24 protein-coding genes are annotated in these 24834 nt (G+C 66.2%); 13 read left to right on the forward strand and 11 right to left on the reverse strand.

What is annotated here, in order from left to right:
- Positions 1–11: 11 nt before the first annotated feature.
- From RhoFasB10_RS11115 to bluB, 4 genes are all read left to right on the forward strand, one after another.
- Positions 12–1730, forward strand: coding sequence for a cholesterol oxidase substrate-binding domain-containing protein (locus RhoFasB10_RS11115; RefSeq protein ID WP_068423064.1), 1719 nt, complete (start codon positions 12–14; stop codon positions 1728–1730).
- Positions 1731–1841: 111 nt separating this feature from the next.
- Positions 1842–2102 (forward strand): hypothetical protein, encoded by a 261-nt coding sequence (locus RhoFasB10_RS11120; RefSeq protein WP_068423066.1) that lies wholly within the window; start codon positions 1842–1844, stop codon positions 2100–2102.
- A gap of 110 nt (positions 2103–2212) precedes the next feature.
- Positions 2213–4480 carry a bifunctional diguanylate cyclase/phosphodiesterase gene (locus RhoFasB10_RS11125; RefSeq protein ID WP_068423069.1) on the forward strand — a complete coding sequence of 756 codons (2268 nt, stop codon included), beginning with the start codon at positions 2213–2215 and terminating at the stop codon, positions 4478–4480.
- A complete protein-coding gene (gene bluB, locus RhoFasB10_RS11130) occupies positions 4477–5133 on the forward strand; it encodes a 5,6-dimethylbenzimidazole synthase (protein WP_068423075.1) in 657 nt (218 codons plus the stop codon). The genes RhoFasB10_RS11125 and bluB overlap by 4 nt, the downstream gene beginning before the upstream one ends.
- Before the next feature lie 39 nt (positions 5134–5172).
- Here bluB and RhoFasB10_RS11135 read toward each other — a convergent pair whose 3' ends face one another.
- From RhoFasB10_RS11135 to RhoFasB10_RS11150, 4 genes are all read right to left on the reverse strand, one after another.
- Positions 5173–5892, reverse strand: a complete 720-nt coding sequence (locus RhoFasB10_RS11135; protein WP_167676415.1) for a DUF2637 domain-containing protein — start codon at positions 5890–5892, stop codon at positions 5173–5175.
- 77 nt (positions 5893–5969) lie between these two features.
- The gene (locus tag RhoFasB10_RS11140; RefSeq protein ID WP_068423077.1) at positions 5970–6272 is read right to left on the reverse strand and encodes a WhiB family transcriptional regulator; all 303 of its coding nucleotides are present in this window, start codon (positions 6270–6272) and stop codon (positions 5970–5972) included.
- A 150-nt stretch (positions 6273–6422) separates the two neighbouring features.
- Positions 6423–6932, reverse strand: a complete 510-nt coding sequence (locus RhoFasB10_RS11145; protein WP_167676443.1) for a gluconokinase — start codon at positions 6930–6932, stop codon at positions 6423–6425.
- A gap of 31 nt (positions 6933–6963) precedes the next feature.
- The gene (locus tag RhoFasB10_RS11150) at positions 6964–7254 is read right to left on the reverse strand and encodes a hypothetical protein (RefSeq protein ID WP_240931031.1); all 291 of its coding nucleotides are present in this window, start codon (positions 7252–7254) and stop codon (positions 6964–6966) included.
- A gap of 144 nt (positions 7255–7398) precedes the next feature.
- Here RhoFasB10_RS11150 and RhoFasB10_RS11155 point away from each other — a divergent pair, with 144 nt between their 5' ends.
- Positions 7399–8133, forward strand: coding sequence for an FCD domain-containing protein (locus RhoFasB10_RS11155; RefSeq protein WP_254303444.1), 735 nt, complete (start codon positions 7399–7401; stop codon positions 8131–8133).
- Here the strand turns inward: RhoFasB10_RS11155 and RhoFasB10_RS11160 are convergent.
- The 6 genes from RhoFasB10_RS11160 to RhoFasB10_RS11185 form a co-directional block, all read right to left on the reverse strand.
- On the reverse strand, positions 8099–9274 hold the full coding sequence (locus RhoFasB10_RS11160; RefSeq protein WP_167676419.1) for a lipid-transfer protein: 1176 nt from the start codon (positions 9272–9274) through the stop codon (positions 8099–8101). The two genes, RhoFasB10_RS11155 and RhoFasB10_RS11160, sit on opposite strands and share 35 nt — an antisense overlap.
- The gene (locus RhoFasB10_RS11165; protein WP_068423095.1) at positions 9271–9651 is read right to left on the reverse strand and encodes a MaoC family dehydratase; all 381 of its coding nucleotides are present in this window, start codon (positions 9649–9651) and stop codon (positions 9271–9273) included. Before RhoFasB10_RS11165 ends, RhoFasB10_RS11160 begins: the two co-directional genes overlap by 4 nt.
- Entirely contained in the window at positions 9648–10568 is a 921-nt protein-coding gene (locus RhoFasB10_RS11170) for a MaoC family dehydratase N-terminal domain-containing protein (RefSeq protein WP_068423098.1), read from the reverse strand. The genes RhoFasB10_RS11165 and RhoFasB10_RS11170 overlap by 4 nt, the downstream gene beginning before the upstream one ends.
- Complete coding sequence (locus RhoFasB10_RS11175) at positions 10565–11716, reverse strand: acyl-CoA dehydrogenase family protein (RefSeq protein ID WP_068423099.1); 1152 nt, start codon at positions 11714–11716, stop codon at positions 10565–10567. Before RhoFasB10_RS11175 ends, RhoFasB10_RS11170 begins: the two co-directional genes overlap by 4 nt.
- Complete coding sequence (locus tag RhoFasB10_RS11180) at positions 11701–12714, reverse strand: acyl-CoA dehydrogenase family protein (RefSeq protein ID WP_167676421.1); 1014 nt, start codon at positions 12712–12714, stop codon at positions 11701–11703. Before RhoFasB10_RS11180 ends, RhoFasB10_RS11175 begins: the two co-directional genes overlap by 16 nt.
- A 137-nt stretch (positions 12715–12851) precedes the next feature.
- Positions 12852–14936: an acyl-CoA dehydrogenase family protein gene (locus RhoFasB10_RS11185; protein WP_068423109.1), complete on the reverse strand. Its 2085-nt coding sequence runs from the start codon at positions 14934–14936 to the stop codon at positions 12852–12854.
- Between the two features lie 92 nt (positions 14937–15028).
- Between RhoFasB10_RS11185 and kstR the strand changes: the two genes are divergently transcribed.
- Positions 15029–15709, forward strand: coding sequence for a cholesterol catabolism transcriptional regulator KstR (kstR, locus tag RhoFasB10_RS11190; protein ID WP_068423112.1), 681 nt, complete (start codon positions 15029–15031; stop codon positions 15707–15709).
- Between the two features lie 74 nt (positions 15710–15783).
- On the forward strand, positions 15784–18333 hold the full coding sequence (otsB, locus tag RhoFasB10_RS11195) for a trehalose-phosphatase (RefSeq protein ID WP_068423115.1): 2550 nt from the start codon (positions 15784–15786) through the stop codon (positions 18331–18333).
- A gap of 77 nt (positions 18334–18410) precedes the next feature.
- Here the strand turns inward: otsB and RhoFasB10_RS11200 are convergent, their stop codons facing one another.
- Positions 18411–19499 (reverse strand): LacI family DNA-binding transcriptional regulator, encoded by a 1089-nt coding sequence (locus RhoFasB10_RS11200; RefSeq protein WP_068423118.1) that lies wholly within the window; start codon positions 19497–19499, stop codon positions 18411–18413.
- A 127-nt stretch (positions 19500–19626) separates the two neighbouring features.
- Between RhoFasB10_RS11200 and RhoFasB10_RS11205 the strand changes: the two genes are divergently transcribed.
- The 6 genes from RhoFasB10_RS11205 to RhoFasB10_RS11230 all read left to right on the forward strand — a co-directional run bounded on the left by RhoFasB10_RS11205 (position 19627) and on the right by RhoFasB10_RS11230 (position 24692).
- Positions 19627–20607, forward strand: coding sequence for a zinc ABC transporter substrate-binding protein (locus RhoFasB10_RS11205; RefSeq protein ID WP_068423121.1), 981 nt, complete (start codon positions 19627–19629; stop codon positions 20605–20607).
- A 38-nt stretch (positions 20608–20645) separates the two neighbouring features.
- Positions 20646–21482 (forward strand): ATP-binding cassette domain-containing protein, encoded by an 837-nt coding sequence (locus RhoFasB10_RS11210; protein ID WP_068423123.1) that lies wholly within the window; start codon positions 20646–20648, stop codon positions 21480–21482.
- On the forward strand, positions 21479–22357 hold the full coding sequence (locus RhoFasB10_RS11215) for a metal ABC transporter permease (RefSeq protein WP_068423126.1): 879 nt from the start codon (positions 21479–21481) through the stop codon (positions 22355–22357). The genes RhoFasB10_RS11210 and RhoFasB10_RS11215 overlap by 4 nt, the downstream gene beginning before the upstream one ends.
- A 93-nt stretch (positions 22358–22450) precedes the next feature.
- The gene (locus RhoFasB10_RS11220; protein WP_167676423.1) at positions 22451–23209 is read left to right on the forward strand and encodes a 5-oxoprolinase subunit PxpA; all 759 of its coding nucleotides are present in this window, start codon (positions 22451–22453) and stop codon (positions 23207–23209) included.
- Positions 23209–23811 carry a 5-oxoprolinase subunit PxpB gene (gene pxpB, locus RhoFasB10_RS11225; protein WP_167676425.1) on the forward strand — a complete coding sequence of 201 codons (603 nt, stop codon included), beginning with the start codon at positions 23209–23211 and terminating at the stop codon, positions 23809–23811. The genes RhoFasB10_RS11220 and pxpB overlap by 1 nt, the downstream gene beginning before the upstream one ends.
- Entirely contained in the window at positions 23808–24692 is an 885-nt protein-coding gene (locus RhoFasB10_RS11230) for a biotin-dependent carboxyltransferase family protein (protein WP_167676427.1), read from the forward strand. The genes pxpB and RhoFasB10_RS11230 overlap by 4 nt, the downstream gene beginning before the upstream one ends.
- Positions 24693–24834 lie beyond the last annotated feature (142 nt).

Below are 24834 nucleotides of genomic sequence, written 5' to 3' on the forward strand. Positions count from 1 at the left end.
GACGCCACACCATGCCCGAGCTCACCCGTCGCCAATTCATCGCCGCAGGCGCAGGCGCCGTCGCCCTCACGTCCGTGATGCGCGCGGTACCCGTCGACGCCGCCCCGTTCGGTAGCTCCGACGCGACTCTCCCTGCGCCACCGAACTTTCCTCCCGGCATTCCTCTGTACCAACAGCGGTACCAGAACTGGTCCAAGGAAATCGTGCGCGATGCCGTGTGGACGTGCTCACCGACGACGCCGGACGACGTTGTCACACTTGCCAACTGGGCGCATGCCCATGGGTATCGGATTCGGCCGCGAGGCGCGATGCACGGCTGGACCCCGTTGACGATCGTGAACGGAGAGAACCTCGACCGCATCGTCCTCGTGGACACGACGGTTCATCTGAACGGCGTCGCCGTCGACCCGTCGGCCTCGACGGTCACCGCAGGGGCGGGCGCCACGATCGAGGCGATGCTTCAGCAGCTCGAGGACAACGGACTGGGGTGGGTCAGCGTCCCTGCGCCTGGCGTGTTGACCGTCGCGGGAGCGCTGGCCGTCGACGCGCACGGTGCCGCCGTCCCGGCCGACGGTGAAACACCCACTCCCGGAACGACGTACGGGTCGCTGAGCAATCTCGTCACCTCGCTGACGGCGGTCGTGTGGGACGGAACCGCGTACGCGCTGCGGACGTTCGACCGGTCGGATCCCGAGATCACACCCCTGCTCACCCATCTCGGGCGCGCTTTCCTGACCTCGGTGACGATGCAGGCCGGAGCCAACACCCGTCTGCGATGCCAGAGCTACACCGACATTCCGTGGCGTGGGATGTTCTCTGCGCCAGCGGCTTCGGGACGTACCTTCGAAAGCTATCTGAATCGAACCGGACGCGTCGAAGCGATCTGGTACCCGTTCACCGAGAACCCGTGGCTCAAGGTGTGGTCCGTCAGCCCGACGAAGCCGCCGGAGTCGCGAGAAGTGAACGGCCCGTACAACTATCCGTTCTCCGACAACCTGCCGGAGGCTGCATCCGATCTCATCGGGCAGTTGACTGCCGGAAACACCTTCATAGCGCCGGCTTTCGGTCAGGTCTACTACGGAACGACGGTGGCGGGCTTGGCCGCAACGGGGTCGTCGGACCTGTGGGGCTGGGCGAAAGACCTCCAGTTCTACATCAAACCGAGCACACTGCTGCTCACCGAGGGTGGCGGCGCCGTCATCACGAGTCGCGGACGCGTCGCACAGGTGGTACACGACTTCGCCGAGTGGTTCCACGAACGCGTCACGTACTACCAGTCCATCGGGCAGTACCCGATCAACGGACCCGTCGAGATCCGGTGCTGCGGTATGGACGACCCGGCCGACGTCGTCGTCGACTCCGCGGGCCCGCCGACCATCTCCGCGATGCGTCCGCGTCCGGATCATCCCGAGTGGGACACCGCGGTGTGGCTCAACGTCCTGGGCGTTCCTGGCACGCCGGGTATGTTCGCGTTCTACCGGGAGATGGAACAGTGGATGCGCTCGTACTACACCGGGTGGGCCACCTTCCGCCCCGAGTGGTCCAAGGGATGGGCATTCGGTGCGGAACTGCCGTACCAGGATCGAACCGTCATCGGCACCACCCTGCCGAACACCTACCGCGAGGGCGTCCCGGCGTCGGAGAACTGGGACACCGCCCGCGCCACCTTCGACTCGCTCGATCCGCACCGGATCTACAGCAACACCTTCATCGACCAGTTGCTGCCGTAGTGCGTGTGGCAGGGTGGGCACTTCCCCACCCTTAGGTCTCTTCCGACTCGGCCGCAGAAGGTGAAACGTCGGACGTGCACCACCGAACCACCTCACGAAGGACTGTTTCCCATGCGCTCCACCATCGCCGCGGTCGCGATCGTCGCGAGTTCGCTCGCTGTCGGGTCGGGCATCGCAGGCGCGACAGAAGTCCATTCGACGTCGACGCAGGACGGCAACGCCGTCTACATCACCACCGGTCCGTCCGACCGCTGCCAGTCGTTCGCCGACGACGCCAACCGTGCCCTGTCGTCCGGTGACAGCGCGGGCGCTCGGCAGATCGCCGACTCCGCGCAGGCACAGGACTGCACGCTGATGCTCGTCGTCCCCTAGAACTGCCACCCACCCACATCGATGGACCGCCACAGCCGGTAGACGACTACCGCGCGCCATCGATGCCGGTATCTCCCCGTCGTGACTCCCGATAGGGAAGGATGCACCGGGTGAGATGGTGGTGGTACCCGGCGCTGGGAACGAGTGCGTGCGTCGGATACTTCGTTCTCCCTGCAGGCAGCGTGTCCGCGTCGATCTACCTCGTGGTCGCAGTGTCCTCGGTGATCGCGACGATCATCGGCATCAGGGTCAATCGGCCGACATCGGTTCGAGCATGGTCGTCGATCGCAGCTGGGATCGGACTGTGGGCACTCGGTGACGCCACCTACTACTGGACCTCCGAGACGACGGGAACGGTACCTGTGCCGTCGGCGGCGGATCCCGTGTATCTCGTCGGGTACGCGTTTCTCGCGGCCGGACTGTTCTGCCTGGTTCACACGGGATGGAGACGCGGCGAACTGAGCCACGTCGCGAACAGCAGCATCGTCATGATCGCTTTCGGGCTCCTGATGTGGGTGTTCGTCGTCGATTACGACGCCGTCGACGTATCCACAGCCGCCGGAATCGTCGGGGTCGTCTACCCGGCGATGAGCGTGTTCCTACTCGGCCTGCTCGTGCATTTCATCGGCGGCATCCAGTGGCGCAGCGCGTCGTTCCGGTTGCTGACCGCGGCGCTCCTCGCGACCATGCTCGCCGACATCGCGTCGAGTGTCGCGTCGGTGGCGAGTTCGCGCAACGCAAGCGCGTGGGCCGAAGCCGGATATCTGGCCTTCTACGTTCTCGCCGGCGCCGCCGCGCTACATCCGTCGATGCGCACGCTCGTACCGTATGCGCGAACCGCGGGTTCGTCGACGCGTCTCGCCGCGTCCTTCAACGCGCCCGCCGTCGCCGTATTGACGTTGGCCGCACTCGTGCCGCCGGTCGCCATGGCGCTTCTGCTGTACCGCGGCACACCCATCGTCGAATGGGGTTGGGGCATCGTGCTGTGCGCCTCCCTGCTGGTGTGCCTCGTGTTCGTTCGAGTGATCGACCTGCTGCGGTTGCTGCACCAACAGACACAGTCGCTTCGGTCCGTCGCGGAGACCGACACACTGACCGGGCTGCTCAACCGCCGTGGCCTGCAGGTGTGGATGGACACTCCACGGCACACGACGAAGCGTCTCGCGCTGCTGCTTCTCGACATCGATCGGTTCCAGGAAATCAACGACACGTTCGGACCCGAGATCAGCGACGAGGTCCTGTGCGTCGTCGCCGACCGCCTCGTGAGCGCCGTCGGGAGCCGTGGAGCGATCGGACGCGTCGGCGCCGACGAATTCGCCCTGGCCCTGCGCGCCGACGAACGTGAAGCCATGGCGATCGCGGAGTCGATGATCCGATCGCTGAGGGAGTCCGTCGCCGTCCGCCACACCACGCTGCTCGTCGAAGCGAGCGTCGGCGTCGCGTTCGCACACGACGACCCCAGCAGCGGCGACGCAGGCTCCGACGGGTTGATTCAGCGCGCACGTCTCGCAGTGCATTCGGCCAAGACGGTCCAACCGCGCATCGCCCGGTACGACACCTCGATGGATCGAGACAACAGCACGCAGCTGCTCTTGCTCAGCGACCTGACCGCTGCGCTCGACGCAGGACACCTCGAGCTGTACTACCAACCGCAGGTCGACCTGCAGACCATGGCCACGACGGGCGTCGAGGCGCTCCTCCGGTGGAACGACCCCGACCGCGGCGTCATGGAACCTCACCGGTTCCTCCCGATGGCCGAACGCACCGGTCTGATTCGGCCGCTCGCCGAATTCGTTCTCACCGAGGCGCTTTCGCAGCGGCAGCAGTGGAGTCGGAGCGGTCTCGACGTCACCGTGTCGATCAACCTGTCCACCCGCAATCTGCTCGACACCGAGCTGATCGACCAGGTCCGTCGGGCTTTGTCCGTCACCGACAGTCGCGGCGAAAACCTGACGATCGAGATCACCGAGACCGTTGCAATGGCAGATCCGCCCGTCGCGATCGAGGCGATGCACGGTCTTCGGGAACTGGGCGTCACCCTCGCGATCGACGACTACGGCACCGGATACAGCTCGCTCGCCTATCTTCAGCGCCTGCCGGTACAGCAGTTGAAGATCGACAAGACCTTCGTCCGAGACATCGATTCGACTCTCGCGCATCGCGTCATCGTGCAGTCGACGATCGACCTCGCCCGCACCCTCGGGCTCACCGTGACGGCGGAGGGCGTCGAGAACCGTGAGACGCTGCTCGAACTACGCTCGATGCAGTGCACCACCGCACAGGGATATCACCTCGGACATCCGGTTCCCGGCAACGAGATCCCGGCACGCGTGGCCGCATTGCACGGTGAACTGAAGGAACTGGCGACACGACCATGACCGACTTGTCTTCCCCGTCCCCGATGTCTCTGTACTCGGCCATCGCCTCGCGCCGCGACGTGAGAGCCGAATTCAGCGGAGACCGCATCGACGACGGCGTCCTCCGGCGCATTCTGTCGGCGGCGCACCAGGCTCCCAGTGTCGGCAACACGCAACCATGGGACTTCGTCGTCGTCCGCTCATCCGACACGTTGTCGACGTTCGCGACACACGTGCAGGAACAGAGGTGCGCATTCGCCGACTCGCTCCCTCCGGATCGACGCGCGACGTTCGACCCGATCCGAATCGAAGGCATCGAGACGAGTGGCACCGGCATCGTCGTCACTTACGATCCGTCGCGCGGTGGTCGACACGTACTCGGGCGCGCTACCGTCGACGACACCGGATTGTTCTCGGCGGTGCTCGCCATCGAGAATCTGTGGCTCGCAGCCGTTGCCGAGTCCATCGGCGTCGGCTGGGTGTCGTTCTACGACGAGGCGTTCCTGACCGAGCTGCTCGACATCCCCGATCCCGTGAGGCCGATCGCGTGGTTGTGCGTCGGACCGGTCACCGAGCTTCAGCGCGTCCCCGATCTCGAGCGGTTCGGGTGGCGACGCGGTCGCCCGCTCGACGACGCCATACATCACGAGAAGTACCGCGGCGAGTCGCACTGAGTCGGATCGGCGCAGCGTCGCACCGGGCAGTCACCGCCGTCACGGGGCCTCGACCGGGTACAGGTCGTCGACCCGCTGCTCGTCGAGAATCCAGCGGTCGACGTCTTCCAGCGGCTCGGCGGTGAGCTCGGCAGGAGCCGCATGGGTGCCCGTGATGGGTTCGGTGCGCGCGGCGGGTTCGGTACGCGCGGGGGGTTCGGTACGTGTGACGGGTTCGGGACGCGCGATCGGTGCCGTGACTCGATCGGCGTCCGGGTGTTGCGAGACAGCAGGTTTCACGGGAAACTGCTCGAATTCGTTCCACGACAACGGTTCCGCCGACTGTTCGACGTCTGTTTCCGGTGTTCGCGACGGAATTCGCACCAGTATTCCGAGCCCGTGCGTCGCCGCCAGCAGACTCACGGGCGCAACGGTCGCGATGGCTGCGGACAGCGCGGGATGCAGGACGCCCGCGTGAGAGATGAACGCATGCAGCGCATTTGCGCCGATACTCACCAGCGCCGCGATGACCAGGACCCACCAGAAGAAGCGTCGACCACTGCGTTGCTCCTCGAACTGCGCCAGCGTGATGACCGAGATGGTCGCCTGCAGGATGGTGCCGTCGACGATGACGGGCCACAGCCAGGACAGACTACGCGGCACACCCGCCATGGTGGCCAGATCCCACAGCGCAGCGAAACTCAGGACGAACGACGCGATGCCGATGACCGTGGTGATGACGACCGCACTGACGAGCGTTGCGCGTAGGACCTTGTTCATGGGTCGACATCTTGCAGGACCCCACCGACAAGGTCAGGAGTGGAGCCCGCGGAATGACCCGACATACGGGTCGAGACTCAGGCCGGCGTCGATTCCGTGCGGTAGTAGTCGGCGCGATCGTGAGCAGACATGCCGCCCCACACGCCGTAGGGTTCGTTGGCCGACAACGCGTGCGACCTGCATTGTGCGAGAACGGGACAGCGTCCGCAGACAGCCTTGGCCTTTTTCTCACGCAGCGCGCGCGCTCGGCCGCGTTCGCCTTCCGGATGGAAGAAGACCGAGGAATCGTAGCCGCGGCACAACCCGTGAAGTTGCCAATCCCACACGTCGGCACACGGAACCGGAAGTTCGACCGGCCGAGAGGGTGCACCTCTCACCATGGATGTCTCCTCATCACTCGAGCGCCGACTCGAATTCGTGATCAGCCTGCTACACGGCCAGTGCCGTGAACCAGTTCACTATCTCCGATTCGACATACTTTTCGCAAGACAATCATTCATTTGTAATACGTAAAAACCAGCGCCGCTGCTTCATTCAGCACCGGCCTTGTCGCCGAACCGACTTTCCACTTCGGCGATGATCGCGGCCGCGACATCGGCCGGAGGCGGACCCACGTCGATGACGATTGCCTGCTCGTCGGGTTCGATCGGCTCCAACGTCGACAATTGCGTGTCGAGAAGCGAACTCGGCATGAAATGGTCCATGCGCGCATTGAGTCGCCCGCTGATTCGGTCCCGCGATCCGGCAAGGTGCACGAACACCACATTCCCGTTCGAGCCATTTCTCAACACATCTCGGTAACTGCGTTTCAGAGCCGAACACGTGACGATTCCCGGTTCACCCGCGGCGGTGTGCGCCCTGATCCAGTCGGCGATCTTCTCGAGCCACGGCCATCGATCCTCGTCTGTCAGTGGAACGCCCGACGCCATCTTCTCGACGTTCGACGCCGGATGCAGATCGTCGCCTTCTTCGAGATCCCACTTCAGAGCGCCCGCGAGAATGCCTGCGACAGTGGACTTTCCCGAGCCGGAGACGCCCATCAGAACCAGAACGGGGTATGCGGAGCTCACGTCAGATCACCACGCTCGACGCCGGCACGCCGCCAGGCCTGCCACCGAGTTCACGCATTCCACCACGCTCCATGTCTTCGGGTTCTGCTCGACGGTTGTACCCAGAAATTTTCGGGCCAACCAGAACTCGCCGTCGTTCGTGTGCCACGAGTGCGCCGAGGCCGGCGGCGACGATGTTCGCGGTCGTAGAGACGGGCAGGTGAAGTGTCGGCAGGGCGGCGAGCGCGACGCCCCCGAGACGAACGGCTGACGCGGCGGGATCGCCCGCAGCCTGGGCAGGTGCTGTGAACATGTTCGCTTCCGTATCGAGAGGTGGTGTAGCCCGTGCCTGCACGGTGATGCGGCTCACTATGCCTAATCATATGTCGATTGGCAAGAGCTAGCTTGATTCATACTATGAATGCGGCGGATGCGTGGTCCGTGGCACGATCGTCCGGTGGCAACCGAAACGGGGTCGGAGTTTCTGCAGTTGCACGATTCCGTCCTGGAGAAGCTAGGACTGGACATCGTGGGCGGCACCGTGCCCGCGGGCACGAGAATTTCGGCCGACGACGTCGCCGCACGTTTCGAGGTGTCACGCACCGTCGTGCGTGAGGTGGTCCGGGTACTGCAATCCCTCGGCCTGTTGACCGTGCGCCGACGCGTCGGAATCACGGTCCAGAGCTCCGACCAGTGGAACTCGCTCGATCCGCTCGTGATCCGCTGGCAGCTCGCCGGGCCCAATCGAGCCGAGCAGTTGTCGATTCTCAGCGAGGTGCGATCGGGCATCGAGCCGCTGGCGGCGCGACTGGCCGCCGAGCGAGCGACCCCCGAACAGTGCGGACAGCTGACGGCCGCGGTCATCGGAATGTCGGCCACATCGCGAGCCGCGGATTCCGACGCGTACCTGGCGCACGATTCCGACTTCCACCGCACGTTGCTGGCCGCGTCGGGAAATCCGATGCTGCGGTCGATGTCCGACATCATCGTCGAAGTGCTCGCCGGCCGGACCCGTCACGATCTGATGCCGCATCGAGCCGATCCGGAGGCCGTTCGCTTGCACGGCCTCGTCGCGTCGTCGATTCAGGCGGGCGACGCCGCGGCGGCCGAGGCAGCGATGTTCGAGATCGTGACCGAATCGTCGACCGCGATGCTGGCTAACGATGCTGGGACAGAACAAGACCCGACGTAGGTACGCCGGTTCCCGCGGTCACGAGCACGTGGTCGACGTCCGATACCTGATTGACCGACGTGCCGCGAATCTGGCGTACTGCCTCCGCGATTCCGTTCATTCCGTGGATGTAGGCCTCGCCCAGCTGCCCGCCGTGCGTGTTGAGCGGCAGTCGCCCGCCGAGTTCGATGGCCCCGTCGGCGACGAAGTCCTTCGCTTCGCCGCGTCCGCAGAACCCCAACTCCTCCAACTGCATCAGCACGTAGGGCGTGAAGTGGTCGTAGAGAACCGCGGTCTGCATGTCCGACGGCCCGAGCCCGGACTGCGCCCACAATTGATCTCCGACGAGCCCCATCTCGGGTAGACCTGTCATCGCATCCCGGTAGTAACTGGTCATGATGTACTGATCCGCGCCGCTCCCCTGCGCCGCGGCGGTGACGACCGCTGCCGGATGTGGCAGGTCCCGCGCGCGTTCGACCGACGTCACGACGAGGGCGACACCGCCGTCGGATTCCTGGCAGCAGTCCAGCAGGTGCAACGGTTCGGCGATCCATCGCGAGTTCTGATGGTCGTCCAACGTGATCGGCTTTCCGTGGAAGAAAGCAGCAGGGTTGTTCGCTGCGTGTGCGCGGTCGGCAACCGCAACGCGTCCGAAATCCCCGCTCGTCGCGCCGTAGACGTGCATGTAGCGACGCGCGATCATCGCCACCATCGACGCGGGCGTGCCGAGCCCGTGCGGATACGACCACCCGGCATCGACGCCCGACGATGTCGGGACCTGCGCGAGATGCGCTGCAACCTGGCCGAAGCGAGCGCCCGACCGTTCGTTGAACGCGCGATACGCGACGACGACGTCCGCGACACCCGTCGCAACAGCCATCGCGGCCTGCTGGATCGTTGCGCACGCGGCACCGCCGCCGTAGTGAATGCGGCTGAAGAACGTCAGATTCGGGATGCCGACGGCCCTCGCGACGGCCGTCTCCGTGTTGGTGTCCATCGTGAACGTCGTCAGGCCGTCGACGTCGTCGGGACTCAATCCCGCGTCGTCCAACGCCGCGGTCACGGCCTCTGCAGCCAGTCGAAGTTCGCTGCGCCCGGAGTTCTTGGAGAAGTCGGTCGCACCGACCCCGACGATCGCGGCTCTGCCGGACAACGCGTTCATGCCAGCCTCACCGTCGCGACGATGTGGTCCCCGAGGGAGTCCTTCCCGACGACGTCGACGGTGACCTCGCCGTCCTCGACCTTCGTGACACTCCCCGACAACGTCAGCGTGTCGTACGCATACCAGGGCACACCGAGTTTCAGAGCGATCGAACGCAGCACGACCGACGGACCGGCCCACTCGGTGACGAACCGCTGAACGAGTCCCGTATCGGTGAGGATGTTGACGAAGATGTCCTTCGATCCGCGCGCGACGGCTTTGTCGCGGTCGTGGTGAACGTCCTGAAAGTCCCTCGTGGCCAACGCAGTCGACACGACGAACGTGGGATCCGCCGTGATCTGCAGTTCCGGCAGCACGTCACCGACCGACGCGATCATCCGACTGCCCGCCAGACCGGTAGCGTGAGATCGTCGTCGATCCGAACGAATTCGACCTGTACCGCAGAACCGATTGCGACATCGGACGGTTCGACTCCCCGCAACTCTCCGAGCATTCGCACCCCTTCCTCGAGTTCGACGAGCGCGACGACGAACGGCAGTGTCCGGCCCGGCACCGCGGGCGCATGATGAACGACGTAGCTGAACACCGTCCCCTTACCGCTCGCAACGACGTAGTCGACGGGCTTGCTCTTGTCCTGCCAGATCGCCGGAATCGGCGGGTGCCGGAGCGAGCCGTCCTGCACCCGTTGCATTCTCAATTCGCCGATCTTCGTTCCCTCCCAGAAGAATTCGGTCTCCTGCGAGGCGACCGGTCGAATCCGATCGGAGGGGACCGCCGAGGCGTCGGAGGCCGCCGGCGCGAACTTGAGGACCCGAAACACCATGTCCGCGACAGGTTCTTCCCCGACGTACCACGTGTTCAGTACCGTCACGAACCACCCGAGCCCGAGGCCGGTCTTCTTCGGTCCGACGACGGTGTCGAGTCGAGACCGCAGTGAAACCTCTTCTCCCAAGCGGAGATAGCGATGGTAGGTCTGCTCGCAGTTCGTCGCGACGATCGACGTGAAGCCCGCGTCGTCGAGAATGTCCATGATCCGGCCGAGCGGGTCGTCGCCCGATCGCGGTCGGTGCAGCCCGCCCATCGTCCACACCTGCGCCATCGCGGGCGGAGCGACGACGCCGTCGTGACCGGCGGCACGTGCAGCGCCGGCGTCGACGTAGATGGGGTTGGTGTCGCCGATCGCCTCGACCCAGTTGTTGATCATCGGCTGATTGATCGGGTCGCGTCCGTGACGTGGTGACGACTCACCCTCGGCAGCAATCTTTTTCGCGGCCTCCAGAATCTCCTCGCTCATCGGATCACCCGGGGCAATCCGAGGCCCGCGGTCGCGATCAGCTCGCGCATCACTTCGTTGACGCCGCCGCCGAACGTGATGACGAGGTTGCGCTTGACCTGTTTGTCCAACCACGTCATGAGGTGCGCGGTGTCGGCGTCCGTCGGATCGCCGTACCGTCCGACCATCTCCGTCGCGAGCCTGCCCACTCGCTGGACACGTTCCGTGGCGAACACCTTCGTGGCCGACGCGTCGGCGATGTCGACGGCGTCGCCGCCGCTGGACGCGACCTGCCAGTTCAGCAGTTCGTTGATGCGAGACGTGGCGTGGATGTCGCCCAGCGCTCGTCGCACGTCGGGTTCGCCCAGCAGATCGTGCGCGTGCGCCCACTCGCGCACCCGTTCGTACAGACCTGCGATGCGACCGGCCGGTCCGAGCATGACCCGTTCGTGGTTCAGCTGCGTCGTGATCAGTCGCCAGCCCTCGTTCTCCTCGCCCACCCTCATGTTCACCGGCACACGAACATTCGAGTAGTACGTGGCGTTGACGTGATGGGCGCCGTCACACGTGATGATGGGTGTCCACGAATAGCCGGGGTCGGTCGTGTCGACGATCAGCATCGAGATTCCGCGGTGGCGCGAATCCGCAGGCCCGGTGCGCACCGCGAGCCAGATGTAGTCGGCGTCGTGGCCACCCGTGGTGAAGATCTTCTGGCCGTTCACGATGTACTCGTCACCGTTGCGCACCGCCGTCGTGCGCAGCGATGCGAGGTCGGTGCCCGCGTCCGGTTCGGTGTACCCGATCGCGAAGTGCACGTCGCCCGCGAGAATCGCCGTCAGGAACTTGTCCTTCTGGGCGTCGGTTCCGTACTTCTGCAGAGTGGGCCCGACGGTCTGCAGCGTGACCGCGGGTAACGGAACGTCTGCTCGCGCAGCCTCGTTCACGAAGATCGACTGTTCGACCTCACCGAAACCGCGGCCACCGAACTCCTTCGGCCATCCGACTCCGAGCCAGCCGTCGGAACCAAGTTGCTTGACGATGCGGCGGTAGGTCGGACCATGCCGTTCGGTCATCATGGTCTCGGCGTCGGCTTCGCTGACGAGATCGGCGAAGTAGTGCCGCAACTCGGCCTGCAGTTCGGTCTGCTCTTCGGTCAGTTCGACGAACATGCCGCCCCCACGAGGTCGAGTCGATACGAAGCTCCGCCGACGAAGCGAGCGAGATCCTGTGCAGCCGAGAAGTATCGGTGCATCGGGTACGTGGCGTCGACGCCTACCCCGCCGTGCAGGTGATGGCACATCTGCATGGCCGTCGGTAGTTCGTTCGCGATCCAGTACGCGAGCACGTCGCTGTCGTCGCCGGGGCTGTTCGTCGACGCCTGCCATGCGACCGACGCGGCCGCGACGTGCAGCGTTCGGGCGGTGACGTAGACATCGGCGATCTCGCCTGCGACCGCTTGGAACGTCGCCAACGGTTTGCCGAACTGACGACGATGCGCGAGGTGGCGCGCGGTGAGGTCCACTGCGCCTGCCGCGAGACCGTCGGCCACGGCGCCGATCGCCGCGAGTGCGCACCGGTGCAGCCCCGCAAGATCGTTCGTGACGAATTCACCTGCAGTCCTGTCGAATTCGACAGCGTACTCGGGATCGTCGCCGGACGCGGGAGTGCGCGTCACGTGGACACCGTCCGCGGCCGGGTCGACCAATACGACACCCGACGACGTCGGCACCAGAATGCGGCTCGCGTGCTCAGCGTACGGAACGGCGATCTTCTTGCCGGTGATGCGGAGGCCGTCGCCGTCCTGTTCGGCTTTCGTCGAGGGCCGCGTCGGGAAAGCACTGCCCGGTTCCATCAGTGCGGCTGTCAGGATGCAGCCCGGCGTCACGATGCGTTCGACGAGACTCGGATCGGCCAGCGTGACAAGCGGAACGATGCCGAATCCGATCGTCGCGAGCTCCGGGCCGACTGCCGCCGCCGCGGCGAGTTCGGTGAGCACGGCCGCCGCGTCGAGCACCCCGAGACCGTCACCGCCCAGCGATTCCGGGAGCAGCATCGAGAACAGACCCGCGTCCGCCATCGCGTCGTGAAGATTCGGCTCGCCGCGCGCGAGCAGCGCAGTGACCATCTCGGCCACGGTCGTCTGGGTCTCTTCTCTCGCGAAATCCACGTTCGAGTACCTGCCTACCGTCGAAGGAAACGAGTAGAACGTGTTCTATTTTTAACACCGATCGGTGTGGCTGCGCCACCCGGGCGCGGATAGTTGATCTCTGGACCGACTATCCGCGCACGGGCCGCGAAGCCGCACTACCGCGGCAGACCGAGAATCCGCTCGGCCGCGACGGTCTTCAGAATCTGGGTCGTACCACCCGCGATCGACAGGCAGCGCGTCAGCAACATCTCCTTCGCGAGCGGTCCTTCGACCGCGCCCGCACGTCCGGCGGCCTCCAGGGCGAACTCGGCCAGGTCCTGCCGGTGCACGACGCCGACGAGTTTGGCGACGCTCGATTCCGGACCCGGATCCTGACCGCCGAGGCGTCGTAACGCGGTGCGAAGTTCGAGGACCGAGCCGACCTGGCCCTCCGCGATGAGGCCGCCCAGCCGGTCGCCCAGCACCGCGTCGTCGGCGTCGTTCGTCGCGGTGATCGCGTCCTCCAGCGCCGAACCGAGGGCAGATCCGCTGCTCATCGCGACCCGCTCGTTGGCGAGCGTCGTCCGAGCGAACCGCCACCCGTCACCCGGCCGCCCGACGAGGCAGTCGTCGGGAACGACGACGTCGTCGAGGAACACCTCGTTGAAGACGGCGTCGCCGGTGATCTCCCGCAACGGTTCGATGCGAATACCGGGCGTGCGCATGTCGACGAGGAAATAGCCGATCCCCTTGTGCTTGGGTGCATCGCGATCGGTGCGGGCCAGGCAGATCGCCCAGTCCGCGTCGCGCGCGAGCGAGGTCCAGATCTTGTGCCCGCGCAACCGCCAGCCGCCGTCGACCTGCGTGGCGGTCGTGCGCAGCGACGCGAGGTCCGATCCCGCCTCAGGTTCGCTGAACAGCTGGCACCACGTGATGTCGCCGCGCAACGTCGGCCGCGCGAATCGGTCGATCTGCTCGGCGGTTCCGTGCTCGAGGATCGTCGGCACGGCCCACCACCCGATGACCAAGTCCGGAGCCGACAGACCGGCCGACGCAAGTTCCTCGGCGACGAGCAGCTGCTCGGCTGCTCCCGCATCCCGGCCGTAGGGGCTCGGCCAGTGCGGAGCCGCCAAGCCGGACTCGGCCAGCGCGACGCGTGGATCGTCGGCACGGGAGATCGCGTCGACCTCGACTCTGACTGCGTCGCGTACCTCGGCCGTGTCGCCGAGATCGACCGCGAGCTGACGTCGCACGCCGGCACGCGACAGCTCGGTCACCCGTCGGCGCCACCACGACGCGCCTCCCAGCAGCTGCCGCAGCGACAGCGCCCGACGCAGGTAGAAGTGCGCGTCGTGCTCCCACGTGAAGCCGATTCCGCCCAACACCTGAATGCAATCCTCGGCCGTCGCGACGGCCGCGTCGACACACACCGCGGCGGCGACGGCGGCAGCGAGAGCGAATTCGGCCGTGTCCGTGTCGGCCGCAACGGCGGCGTCCCACGCTGCAGCCCGTGCCTGCTCGACGCGGCACAACATGTCGGCGCACAGATGCTTGATCGCCTGGAAGCTGCCGATCGCGGCGCCGAACTGCTCGCGCGTCTTCGCGTGGTCGACGGCGGTTCGCAGACACCAGCCCGCGACGCCTGCGGCCTCGGCCGCGTACAGCGTCACAGCGAGATCGCGGACGTGATCGACATCGACGTCGCGCACCACCCGAGCCGGCGCCGCGGTGAGCGTCAACCTCCCGACCGGCGTGCTGCGGTCGACGCCAACCATCACCTCGACTTTCACGCCGGGGGCGTCCGCGGCGACGAGACACCACCGCTCCCCGGCGTCGGTCGAAGCAAGAACCAGAACGTCGACGCCGTCCGCGAGGCCGGACACGACGTCGAACTGCCCGTCCAGCACGAGCACGCCGTCCTGACTTCGGCTCGTGGCCCTCTCGGGCGGCAGCACGAGCGCACACGGGCCGTCACCCGCTCCGACGATCGCCGACACGGCCGTCGCCACGACGGGTCCCCCGACGAGGCCCGCGCCGATCTCCTCGACCATCGCGGCCAGGTCGACGACGGTACCGCCCGCCCCGCCTGCATCATCGGGCACCGCGACCGAGAACACGCCGAGCTCCTCCAGCCCACGCCATGAGGTGCGCCACGCTGCCGTTTCGTCGGCGCGTAAAGTAACTATCGGTGTTGTCCGGGACACCCACGATCGCACCGATTTCTGGGCATCACGCTGGTCCTCGGTCGTGGCAATCGTCACAGTGAAACCCCAGCTCTCGAGATGACTTGAACTGCTAGAACGTGTTCTAATACGCTAGCTGGTCAAGCTCGAGGTACGAAGGAAAACCAAAGATGACCTCATCATCTCGGCCGGGCGTCTCCGAGCCCGCCGACAAGAACGGAGCCCCGGCGTCGACACCGACGCCGCTGCGTTCCGTCGGCGTTCTCAGCGACGACGACCTGAGCTCCGCCGCACAGCGCGAGCGTCGCAAGCGCATTCTCGACGCCACCCTCGCCCTTGCGTCCAAAGGTGGCTACGAGGCCGTGCAGATGCGCGCTGTCGCGGAACGGGCCGACGTCGCCGTCGGAACTCTGTACCGCTATTTCCCGTCGAAGGTGCACCTGTTGGTGTCCGCGCTCGCACGGGAATTCGAGAAGATCGACTCCCGTCGCAAACTCCCGCCCGGTCAGACCCCGCAGGAGCGCATGCACCTGATCCTGGGGCAGATCACACGGGCGATGCAGCGTGATCCGCTCCTCACCGAGGCGATGACGCGAGCCTTCATGTTCGCCGACGCGTCCGCCGCCGCCGAGGTCGATCAGGTCGGTCGCCTGATGGACCGGCTGTTCGCGAAGGCGATGAGCGACGGCGAGCCAACGGACTTGCAGCTCAGCATCGCTCGCGTCATCAGCGACGTGTGGCTGTCGAATCTGGTGGCGTGGTTGACGCGTCGATCCTCGGCCACCGACGTCGCGGCACGGCTCGAACTGACTGTCGACCTTCTCCTCGGCAACGGCAGAGCGCTCGACTGACGCCTGGGCGACGCACCATCAGCGGGTGACGTCCGGGTGAGCCGGACTCGCCGCCATCGCCTAGGTTTGAACCCGTGACTGCACAGGATCTGCCGCTGGAACTTCGCCGCGCCCTGATCGGCGTGGCCAGAACGCCACGACTGCTCGTCACCTCGGACTACGACGGGACGATGGCGCCCATCGTGTCCGATCCGGACAAGGCGTTTCCGCACGCCGAGTCCGTCAACGCGATGCGTGGCCTCGCGACGCTCGCCGCCACGACCGCGGCCGTCATCTCCGGCCGCGCGCTGCGTGATCTGGCGACGCTGTCCCGGCTTCCGGCCGAGGTCCACCTCGTCGGAAGTCACGGAAGCGAATTCGACGTCGGCTTCATCCATGCCATCGACGACAAGGCCAAGAACCTGCTCGCGATCATCTCGGAGGAGATGAAGTCGATCGCTGCCCGCTTCCCGGGTGTGAGCGTCGAAACCAAGCCTGCAAGTGCCGCTCTGCACGTGCGCAACGCCGAAGCCGGCGACGCGGAACGAGCCCTCGCCGCGGTTCGCGAGGGCGTCGCGACACGGGAGGGTGTGCAGGTCACCGAAGGCAAGGCCGTCATCGAACTGGCCGTCATCGTCACCGACAAAGGCGCAGCGCTCGACATTCTGCGTCACCAGGAAGCTGCGACGGCGGCGGTCTTCTTCGGCGACGACGTCACCGACGAGAAGGCGTTCGCGCGGCTGCACGGCCCCGACATCGGCGTCAAGGTCGGCACCGGCGACACGGCGGCGGAGTTCCGCATCGAGAACACCGAGCAGGTGTCCCTCGCGCTCGCGTTCCTGCTCGAGCAGCGACGCCAATGGCTTTCGGGTGCCGACGCACCGCGCATCGAGCGTCTGACGATGCTCGCCAGCCCGAACGCCGTCGCACTGGTGACTCCCGACGCGACGATGACGTGGCTCTGTCATCCGGAACCGGATGCGGCAGCGATCTTCGCCCACCTCCTCGGCGGCGACGGCGCGGGCCACTTCAGCATCGGGCCGACGCGAGCCGCACTGCCGCTGAGTCAGCAGTACGTCGACAGCACGATGACGGTACAGACGAAGTGGTCGAGCCTGCAGGTCACCGACTATCTGCCACACGACGTTCCGACCGGCCAGACCGCGTTGACGCGTGTCGTCACCGGCAAGGCGACCGCCGTCGCGACGTTCGCGCCTCGTCCCGAGTTCGGAAAGGTCTGGGTCCGACTCGAACCCGAGACCGACGGTCTCCGCATCCACGGCACCGCCGACGCGATGGTGCTGCGCAGCCCCGGCGTCAAGTGGAACGTCGTCTCCGACGGCGCGCAGCAGACGGCGCATGCCGAGATCGATCCCACCGACGGTCCCGTCGTTCTCGAATTGCGCCTCGGTACAGACGATCTGGGCCCGGCACGCCTGTCCGAGCCCGAGCGCCGTGAGCTGTCCGAGAGCTACTGGCGCGACTGGGTCGGCGGTTTGTCGTTGCCACCGCTCAAGCGCGACCTGATGAAGCGTTCGGCGCTGACGCTCCGCGGGCTCGTGCACGCCGACTCCGGATCGATCATGGCCGCTGCGACGACGTCACTGCCCGAGGAGATCGGCGGCGTCCGCAATTGGGATTACCGCTACTGCTGGCTCCGCGATGCAGCCCTGACCGCGTCGGCCCTCGTGGGCGTCGGGTCGCTGAACGAAGCCGAGAACTACCTGTCCTGGATTCACGGTGTGCTGCAATCGGTTCCGGGTCCCGAGCGTCTGCACCCGCTGTACACGATCTGGGGTCTCGGACTCCCGCCGGAGGCCGTCATCGACGAGCTGCCCGGCTACGCAGGATCCCGACCGGTACGCGTCGGCAACGCGGCGAACCAGCAGGTGCAGCTCGACGTGTTCGGCCCGATCGTCGACCTCGTCTCGACGCTGTCCCACGCCCGTCAGGCCCAGGGTTTGCACGGCAAAGAGGCTCTCTCCGAAGAGGATTGGTCACTCGTGCGTGCGATGGTGGAGGCCGTCGAACGCCGGTGGTCCGAACCCGATCACGGCATCTGGGAGATCCGCGGCAACCCGCGTCACCACGTGTACTCGAAGGTGATGGGGTGGATGACACTCGACCGGGCACTCATGCTCGCGAATTCCTTCGACCGCGAGATCGAACCCGGCTGGCAGGCGTTGCGCGACGTCATCCGCGCCGAGGTTCTGGACCAGGGCTGGAACGACGAGGTCCAGTCGTTCACCGCCGCCTACGACGGCACCGACCTCGACGCGGCCACGCTGCACATCGGACTGTCCGGACTGATCGACCCATCCGACCCCCGATTCGCCGCGACGGTCACCGCGACCGAGGCCGAGCTGCGCAGCGGCTCGACCGTGTACCGGTACCACCACGACGACGGTCTCCCCGGCGGTGAGGGCGGCTTCCACCTCTGCGCGGCCTGGCTCGTCGAGGCGTACCTCCTCATCGGGCAGCGATCGGAGGCGGAGGCGTTGTTCGCTCAACTGGTCAGCGCTGCCGGGCCGACGGGTCTGCTCAGCGAGGAGTACGACCCCGTCGCCGAACGGTCCCTCGGCAATCACCCGCAGGCGTACAGCCACCTCGGGCTGCTGCGGTGTGCGGCGTTGTTGAGTGCCTGAGCGCGCCCATTTCGGCATCGATGGCCCGCGGCATCCTGTAGACGGTTGCCGCGGCGCATCGATGCGTGGGATTCTCGCTAGCTCGGCGGCGCAGCGGCCGTCCGCCCCTTGACCAGTTCGGTCGGCAGGATCTCTGTCGCCATGACGCCGGAATGCGACGTCGAGAGCAGTAGCGTGCCCGCGCGTCGACCCTTCTCCTCGGCGTCCTGCCGCACGGTGGTGACGTTGTCGCGAATCGCGTCCTCGACGCCGTCGAACCCGGTGACCGTGAGCTGTCGCGGCACGTCGATGCCCGACACCTTCGCGAAATTCAGCGCACCGAGCGCGAGGACGTCCGTGGTGCACAGCAGCGCCGTCGTGTCGCGATTCGCCTGAAGTGCTTGCGCCGCAGCCGAATGTCCCGAGCGCTTGTTGTGTTCGAATCGTTCGACGACGGTCAGCGTCTTCGGATCGAGACCTGCTTCCTCCATCGCCTCGTGCACCCCGGCGATGCGCTCGCGCTGCACGTGAAAGTGGCTGTTTTCCAGGCGCTTCGGCGGTACGACGCCGTCGCGGCGGTCGCGTCCGAGCCGCATGCACAGCACGGCGATGTGTTCGTGCCCGAGGGCGATGACCTGTTCGGCGATCAACTTCATCGCGGCACGGTCGTCGATGGCGACGAGGGCGGCCTCGGGGACACCGCGAGGCTGGTCGCAGATGACGATGGGAAGGTGCCGTTCGCGCACGGCCGCGAGGTACGGGTCGTCGTCGGCGACGGAGTAGACGACGAAACTGTCGACACCGGCCTGCTGGACGACGGCGGCAGCCCCGGTGTCGTCGCGATCGGGGCCCGCAGGGATGAGCAGCAGACCCTGGCCGGCCGCCTCGCACGACTCCGCGAGACCGGCGAGGAACGCCATCGCAGCCGGGTCGCGGAACGAGTAACTGAGCGCTTCGGTGAGCAGCAGGCCGACGGCTCCCGCCTTGCGCGTGCGCAGTGAGCGGGCGACAGGATCCGGTCCCGCGTATCCGCGTCTCTTCGCTGCCATGAGGACGCGTTCGCGCAGCTCAGGCGACAACTGATCGGGCCGGTTGTACGCGTTCGACACCGTGGTGCGGGACACCTTCAACTCGGCGGCGATCGACGCCAACGTAGCGGGGCGACGCGGCTCCCTCGACCTGGACATACGGGGACGTTAGCCGCAAAGGCGGTGGTTGTGAAAATTGACCGATTCGATCCTCGGACCGTCGGTCGCTAGAGTACAACGGAAACGGTTTCCAATTGCGTTTATAAGTAGCCTCGAGGAGCACCCCGTGCGACCGAAATTCCGTAACACCTATGCCGTGCTCGGTCTGACCTGCGCCGCGGCTCTCACGCTCGGCGCCTGCAGCTCCGACGACGCCGAGAGCTCGGGTTCGGCGCCCGCATCGCCGGTCGACGGACCGATCACGATCGTCGCGTCCACCAACGTGTGGGGCAGCGTCGCGCAGTCCGTCGCAGGCGATCTGGCGACCGTCGACTCGATCATCGCCGACCCGTCCGCCGACCCGCACTCGTACGAAGCGAGCGCAGGCGACGCCGCGAAGGTCGCCGAAGCATCGCTCGTCGTCTACAACGGCGGCGGATACGACGAGTTCATCGAGGACATCCTCGGCAGCGAAGGCAAGAACGTCCCGTCGGTGAACGCGTACGACCTGTTGGACAGCGATCATGCGCACGAGGAATCCACGCAGGCGCCCGCCGACGATCACGGCCACGACCACGGCGAGAACAACGAGCACGTCTGGTACGACGCGGAAGTCGCCGCTGCGACCGCGGAATCCATCGCGGAGAAGCTCGGCCAGCTCGACCCGGACAACGCCGCGCAGTACACCGCCAACGCCGAGACGTTCCACGACCAGGTTCACGGCATCACCGACGTCACGTCGAAGATCGCCGCGGACCATCCGGACGCACCCGTCGCGCAGACCGAGCCGATCGCGCACTACCTGATCGAGACGTCCGGGCTCGACGACGTCACCCCGGACGACTTCAAGAACGCCATCGAAGAAGGCAACGACCCGTCACCCGCGTCGATCGCCGAGACGCGTGATCTGTTCGCGTCGAACTCCGTCCGGGCGCTCGTCTACAACGTGCAGACCGTCGACTCGGTCACCGAGGACATTCGCAGGACGGCCGAGGCAGCGGGCGTCCCCGTCGTCGAGGTCACCGAAACGCTCCCCGAGGGCATGACGTACATCGAGTGGCAGACCAAGGCCGCGCAGGATCTCCAGGCTGCGCTGAGCGCATCCTGACTCGGCCGGCTCGGCCGGTTACTGGAAAGCTGTAGAACATGTCTGCTGTAGAACTGCGTGACGCCGGTCTGGCGTTCGGCGAACGCACGCTGTGGCAGAACCTCGACCTCACCGTCGAAAGCGGTGAGTTCGTGGCGATCCTCGGCCCCAACGGGTCGGGCAAGACCTCGCTTCTCAAGGTCCTGCTCGGCCAGAACCACCTGACGCACGGTACGGCCACGATCGCGGGCGAGCCCGTGCGTCGCGGGCAATCCGGCGTCGGATACGTCCCTCAGCAACGCAGCATCGACGACGGTCTCCCCCTGCGCGGAAGAGACCTCGTCGGGCTCGGCTGGGACGGCCACCAGTGGGGCGTCGGACTCCGCGGCATGCGCGAGCGCAAACGCATCGTGCAGAACGCGATCGACCAGGTCGATGCAGGCGCGTTCGCCGGTGCACCCGTCGGCACGATGTCCGGCGGCGAGCAGCAACGACTGCGGATCGCGCAGGCGCTCGTCGGCGATCCGTCCGTTCTGCTGTGCGACGAGCCCCTGCTCAGCCTCGACCTCGCGAACCAACAACTCGTGTCCGGACTGATCGATCGCCGACGCCGGGAGCACGACACCGCGGTCCTGTTCGTCACCCACGAGATCAATCCGATTTTGCCGCTCGTGGATCGGATCGTGTACATCGTCGACGGCAGATTCCGCATCGGGACACCCACGGAGGTCATGACCACCGAGGTGCTGTCGGAGTTGTACGGCACCGAGGTCGAGGTACTGCACGTGCGCGGGCGACTCGTCGTCGTCGGTACCGGAGATTCCATCGATGCGCTCGGAACCGCAGGCGCCCACCACCCGCCCACGCCAGAGACACCAGGAACGAACCCGGCATGAACGACAAGGTGACCGACGCCTTCTCCAAGATCTTCGACTTCAGCACCACCGCGAACCTGCTGAGCTACGACTTCGTCCAGAGCGCGCTGATCGCTGCCGCCATCCTCGGTCTGCTCGCGGGTGCGCTCGGGCCGCTGATCGTCAGCAGGCAGTGGGCGTTCGCCGTGCACGGGTCGTCGGAGTTGTCGCTGACGGGTGCCTCCGCGGCGCTGCTCGTCGGCATCACCGTCGGCCTCGGTGCGATCGTCGGTTCGGTCGTCGCGGCCATCATGTTCGCGCTACTGGGCTCCAAGGCCCGCGATCGCGACTCGGTCATCGGCGTCATCATGTCCTTCGGACTCGGCCTGTCGGTGTTGTTCATCTGGCTGTATCCGGGTCGAACCGGGACGAGCTTCTCGCTGCTGATCGGCCAGATCGTCGGCGTCGGGCAGAGCGGTCTGCAGCTGCTGCTGATCTGCGCTGCCGTCGTCCTCGTCGTCTTGGCCATCGTCTACCGACCGTTGCTCTTCGCCAGCACCGATCCGGAGGTCGCTCTCGCTCGTGGCGTCCCGGTTCGCGGCTTGGCTGTCGTCTTCGCCGTGCTGGTCGGCGTCGCCTGCGCTCTCGGTGTGCAGATCGTCGGAGCGCTGCTCGTGCTGTCACTGCTGATCACGCCTGCCGCAGCCGCCGCCCGCGTCACCGCCAGCCCGCTCAAGGCGACGCTGCTGTCGATCGCGTTCGCGGAGACCGCAGCTGTCGGCGGCATTCTGCTGTCCCTCGCCCCCGGGGTCCCGGTCTCGACCTTCGTCACCACCATCTCGTTCGTGATCTACCTGGTCTGCCGGGCCATCGGGTCGCGTCGCAAGGCGAATTCGGGGCGGGTTCTGTCGGCCTGATCTCCCCTGTCGTGACCGAATGTCACGTTCGGTCACTCAGAGTGACCGAAGGCCGCCCTCGCTGGTAGTGCTTCCGACCTAGACTTGTCCACGATGCCTTCCATCGACTTGAACTCGGACCTCGGCGAGAGCTTCGGCACCTGGAAACTCGGCGACGACGAAGCCGTGCTGTCCGTCGTCACCAGCGCCAACGTCGCCTGTGGCTTCCACGCGGGCGATCCCCGCACGATTCTCGACACATGCCGCGCGGCCACCGAGAACGCCGTGCGCATCGGGGCTCAGGTCGGCTATCGAGATCTGGCCGGATTCGGCCGCCGCTTCATCGACATGGACCCGTCGGATCTCACCGCGGACGTTCTCTATCAGATGGGCGCTCTCGACGGCCTCGCGCAGGCGTCGGGTTCGGCGATCGCCTACGTCAAGCCGCACGGCGCGCTGTACAACGCAATCGTGACGCACCGCGAGCAGGCGCGGGCCGTCGTCGACGCCGTGAGGTCCTACGACCCGACGCTGCCCGTCCTCGGCCTACCGGGTTCCGTCTTCCTCGACGAGGCCCGTGCCGTCGGATTGCGCACGGTGACCGAGGCATTCGCCGACCGCGCCTACACGCCGTCGGGCGACCTCGTGTCTCGCCGGAACGACGGCGCCGTGCTCACGGATCCGGCAGAAGTGGCACGACGCGTACTGCGGATGGTGCAAGAAGGCGTCGTCGAGGCGATCGACGGATCGACCGTGGCCGTCGACGCCGAATCGATCTGTGTGCACGGTGATTCACCCGGCGCCGTCGAGATGGCCGTTGCCATCCAGAAGATCCTGTCCGACAACGACATCGACATCTCCGCCTTCGTCTGATGATCGTGCACGATTGCGGGGACAGGGCCCTTCTCGTCGAGTTCGAGAACCTCGCCGAGACGATGGCGCGGCATCGGGCCCTGGTCGCGAGCGCGATCGACGACGTCGAAGACCTGGTCCCGGCGGCGCGAACGATTCTGGTGCGACACACAGGAAACCGAGATCGCGTCGTCTCATGGGTTCGCAGCACCGAGCCCGCCGACGTCGACGCCATGTCCGATGCCGAACCGGTAGTCGTTCCCGTCACCTACGACGGCGAGGATCTGGGCGACGTCGCCGACGCCACGGGAATGTCTGAGCAAGAAGTGATTTCGGCTCATACCGAGCAGACTTGGACCGTCGCGTTCGGCGGTTTCGCACCTGGATTCGGATATCTCGTCGGCACGACCGACCGCCTGCACGTGCCCCGAAGAACGACCCCGCGTACGACGGTTCCCGCCGGGTCCGTCGGCCTGGCCGGTGAATTCTCCGGAATCTATCCGCGCAGCTCCCCTGGCGGTTGGCAACTGATCGGCAGAACCGACGCGGTTCTGTGGGACCCACAGCGCGAACCACCGGCCCTTCTGCGCCCCGGGGTGACCGTCCGGTTCGAGGCGCGATGACGTCGATCGAGATTCTCGAACCCGGACCGTTGTGCACGATCCAGGATCGAGGTCGGGTCGGATACTCGTCGATCGGCGTCGGACGGTCGGGGGCAGCCGACATTCGTGCGCACGATGCAGCAAATCGTCTGGTGGGCAACGCCGTCGATGCCACGACCCTCGAAGTGACCATGGGCGGATTCCGTGCGCATGTACACGGTCACGCGTCGATCGCCGTCACGGGCGCCGAGGGCCCCATCACCGTGAACGGCACACCTGACGCTCTCTACACCACGCTCGATCTCGCCGATGGCGACGAATTGGCCGTCGGCACAGCGACGTTCGGGCTACGAACGTACATCGCAGTACGTGGCGGGTTCGATGTGGAGCCCGTGTTGGGATCGAGGTCGACCGACACGATGTCGGGGCTCGGGCCGTCGCCTCTTCGATCGGGCGACGTCGTCGCAGTCGGATGCGACGTGTCGGATTGGCCTGCAATCGATTTCGCCCCGCCTCCCGAACGTGCGAAGGCAGTCGTCTCGGTCATCCTCGGCCCGCGCGCCGACTGGTTCACCGACCTCGCGGTGAACCTGCTCTATCAGCAACACTGGTCCGTCACGTCGGACTCGAATCGCGTCGGCATACGGCTCGACGGCGATCGACCTCTGGAAAGAGCGATTGCAGGCGAATTGCCCAGCGAGGGCATGGTTCCCGGTGCGCTGCAGGTCCCTCCCGACGGCAAGCCGGTGCTGTTTCTCGCCGACCATCCGGTGACCGGAGGCTATCCCGTGATCGGTGTCGTCGCGTCCGAGGACCTGCCCGTCCTCGGACAGCTCAGGCCTGGCGACAGCCTGCGTTTCCGTCCGCGTCCGTGGGCGCCTGCGGCACCCGTGCGCGGATAGTTCGACCCTGGTGCATGTGCTGTCTACATAGATGTGAGACACGATGTCTACATAGATGTGAGAGTCGATTCTAGGCGGCGGGGGCGTGGAGTTGTCCTTGGTATCGCTTGTCGCGGTCGAGGTGTAGGTGTCCTAGAACATC

The organism is Rhodococcus sp. B10 (assembly GCF_011770055.1).
In the GTDB taxonomy this organism is placed as follows: Bacteria; Actinomycetota; Actinomycetes; order Mycobacteriales; family Mycobacteriaceae; genus Rhodococcoides; species Rhodococcoides kyotonensis_B.